Source organism: Cellulomonas citrea (assembly GCF_009829685.1).
GTDB lineage: Bacteria > Actinomycetota > Actinomycetes > Actinomycetales > Cellulomonadaceae > Cellulomonas > Cellulomonas citrea.
This window is the reverse complement of the sequence record NZ_VWSD01000234.1, coordinates 1-2,857: the sequence shown is the minus strand read 5'-3', so window position 1 is coordinate 2,857 and position 2,857 is coordinate 1. Positions and strand designations below refer to the sequence as shown.

Here is a 2,857-nt window from a genome sequence, read left to right as displayed (position 1 = left end):
GGCAGCGGCCTCGGCCAGCGCGGTGCTCGCGGTCGTCTGGGTCGACCCGCCGCAGGGTGTCGGTCGGCACGCCGCCGCGCACGCCGGGTCGGTGCTGGTCGAGGCCGGGGAACGGGGTCGGCCCGCGATGACCACCGTGCAGGAGTACCTGCTGACCCCGGACGGTGCCCGGCCGAGCGGGCCCGCGGTCGTCGGGCCCGTCGCCGCGCTGCTCTGACCGGCGCCACCGGCGCGGGAGGATGCCCCATGACCTCGCCGCGACCGACCGTCATCGACGCCGCCTACCTCGCGCACCAGCGCACCTGGTCGCTGGCCACGTTCGGGCCGGGTCCGCGCACCGACGGTGTGCTCGACCACATCGCCAAGGAGGTCGAGGAGGTGCGCGCCGCACCGGACGACCTGTCCGAGTGGGCCGACCTGGTGATCCTCGCGCTCGACGGCGCGCAACGCACCGGCGCCGACCCGCAGACCATCCTGGACACGATCGCCGCCAAGCAGGCGCTCAACGAGCAGCGCACCTGGCCCGACTGGCGCACCGCACCGGCGGGCCGGGCCATCGAGCACGACCGGAGCGCCGACCAGGGCCGGTGAGCCGACCCCGGCCGGTGAGCCAGGGAATGCCCGGGCGCCCGGTGCGTTGGCACCGGGTGTGAAGAAGATCGGGTTCCTGTCCTTCGGCCACTGGACGCCGTCGCCGTCCTCGGCCACGCGCACCGCCTCGGATGCGCTGCTGCAGACCATCGAGCTCGCGGTCGCGGCCGAGGAGCTGGGGGCCGACGGTGCGTACGTGCGGGTGCACCACTTCGCCCGCCAGCTCGGGTCGCCCTACCCGCTGCTCGCCGCGATCGGCGCCCGGACCAGCCGCATCGAGATCGGCACCGCGGTGATCGACATGCGCTACGAGAACCCCCTCACGATGGCCGAGGAGGCCGGGGCCGCCGACCTCATCGCCGGTGGCCGGCTGCAGCTCGGCATCAGCCGCGGCTCACCCGAGCAGGTGCTCGACGGCTACCGGTACTTCGGCTTCGCGCCCGAGGAGGGCCGCACCGATGCCGACATGGCGCGCGAGCACACCACGGTGCTGCTGCACGTGCTGGACGGCACCCCGTTCGCCGAGCCCAACCCGCGCCCGATGTTCCCCAACCCACCCGGGCTGCTGCGGCTCGAACCGCACTCGCCGGGTCTGCGTCAGCGGATGTGGTGGGGCGCCGGCTCGGACGCGACCGCCGTGTGGGCCGCCGAGCAGGGCCTCAACCTCATGAGCTCGACGTTGAAGAACGACGAGTCCGGGGAGCCGTTGCACGTGCAGCAGGCACGGCAGATCCAGGTGTTCCGCGACGCCTGGGCCGCGGCCGGGCACGGGTTCGAGCCCCGGGTGAGCGTGAGCCGCAGCATCGTCGCGCTCACCGACGACCGGGACCGCGCCTACTTCGGCACCGGTCAGCCGCAGGAGGACCAGGTCGGCTGGCTCGACGAGCGCACCCGCGCCGTGTTCGGCCGCAGCTACGCCGCCGAGCCGGACGTGCTCGTCGAGCAGCTCGCCGCCGACGAGGCCGTTGCCGCCGCCGACACCCTGCTGCTCACGGTGCCCAACCAGCTCGGCGTGGACTACAACGCCCACCTGCTGGAGTCGATCCTCACGCACGTCGCTCCGGCGCTCGGCTGGCGCTGACCGCGCCGGGACGGGGCCGCGCCGGCCCGACGGCCCGGAGGGGGCCGCACCCGTCGGGCATGATGGCCGGGGCCACGAGGGGCACGACGACAGCCGGGGGCAGGGTCAGGTGCGACGGGACGACGTGAGGTCGCGGCCCGCGCTGCTGGTCGGCGCGGTGCTCGTCATCGGCGTCGGGCTCGCGGTGCACCGGCTGCCGGGGCTGCTCGGCGACCTGCTGGGCGGCGCGCTCTACGCCGTGCTCGTCTACCTGCTGCTCGCGGTGCTGCGGCCGGGGGGGCGCGCGGCGGTGCTCGCGGGCGTGGCCCTGGCGGTGTGCACCGTGATCGAGCTCGCGCAGCTCACCGACGGGCCTCGGACAGCGGTCGCCGCGGTCCCGCTGCTGCGGCTGGTGATCGGCTCCACGTTCACCGCGCACGACCTGCTCGCCTACGCCGTCGGCGCGGTCGGTGCGGGTGCGGTGGACGCGCTCACGAGAAACAGGGTGCGCGACCGGCGCTCCCGCACCTAGCCTCCTCGATGCTCCTGGTCAGCAGCCGGACGGTGTGCCCGTCGCGGGTCCTGCACCTCGGCCAGGAGCACTTCCTCGAGGTAACGCCTGTCAAGCGCCGGGTTCAAGTCCCGATGACCGACCGGCGTGCGGCCACCCCGGGTGGACGAGGTCTGCGACGTCGGGAGCTCCCGCACGTCCCCCTCGGACGCCCTGCCGCACGTCGGTCGGTCGCGCGCGGGCGCCGCACGAGGGACCGCACGACGACGGCCGACGGACGGCCCGGGAGGAGGGGTGACGATGCGCATCGTGGTTCAGGAGTGGGAGAAGGTCCTGGTGTACCGGGACGGACGGTTCGAACGGGAGCTCGGCCCCGGCCGGCACCGGCTGCGTCGCTGGCGGCGGCGGACGTCGCGGGTGAGCGTGCGGCCGCGGCTGCTCGTCGTCCCGGCCCAGGAGGTCCTCACCGCCGACGGTCTGGCGGTGAGGGTCGGCCTGACCGCCACGGTCCGGGTAGCCGAGGCGCGCCGCTGGCTCGAGACGGTGGACGACCCGGAGGCCTTCGTCTACACCGCCCTCCAGCTCGCGTTGCGCGAGGCCACGTCGGCGCGCACGCTCGACGAGCTGCTCACCGCCCGGGCGTCGGTCGGCGACGAGCTGGGCGCGGGCGTCGCACCGGTCGCCGCCGAGGTCGG

Annotated in this window: 5 protein-coding genes; all 5 read left to right on the top strand. The window is 75.0% G+C overall.

Annotated elements, in window-relative coordinates; genetic code table 11:
• A partial coding sequence (locus F2B26_RS15545) for a hypothetical protein (RefSeq protein ID WP_159810900.1) occupies nucleotides 1-217 on the top strand: 217 nt, incomplete at its 5' end.
• A 29-nt stretch (nucleotides 218-246) separates the two neighbouring features.
• Entirely contained in the window at nucleotides 247-591 is a 345-nt protein-coding gene (locus F2B26_RS15540; RefSeq protein ID WP_159810898.1) for a dATP/dGTP pyrophosphohydrolase domain-containing protein, read from the top strand.
• A 58-nt stretch (nucleotides 592-649) separates the two neighbouring features.
• Nucleotides 650-1,672, top strand: coding sequence for an LLM class flavin-dependent oxidoreductase (locus F2B26_RS15535; RefSeq protein ID WP_159810896.1), 1,023 nt, complete (start codon nucleotides 650-652; stop codon nucleotides 1,670-1,672).
• A 124-nt stretch (nucleotides 1,673-1,796) separates the two neighbouring features.
• Nucleotides 1,797-2,183 carry a DUF2809 domain-containing protein gene (locus tag F2B26_RS15530; RefSeq protein WP_159810894.1) on the top strand — a complete coding sequence of 129 codons (387 nt, stop codon included), beginning with the start codon at nucleotides 1,797-1,799 and terminating at the stop codon, nucleotides 2,181-2,183.
• A gap of 279 nt (nucleotides 2,184-2,462) precedes the next feature.
• A partial coding sequence (locus tag F2B26_RS15525; protein ID WP_268891119.1) for an SPFH domain-containing protein occupies nucleotides 2,463-2,857 on the top strand: 395 nt, incomplete at its 3' end.

Coding starts and splice junctions, on each gene's coding strand:
- F2B26_RS15540 (WP_159810898.1), top strand. CDS start 247: ATGACCTCGCCGCGACCGACCGTCATCGACGCCGCCTACCTCGCGCAC.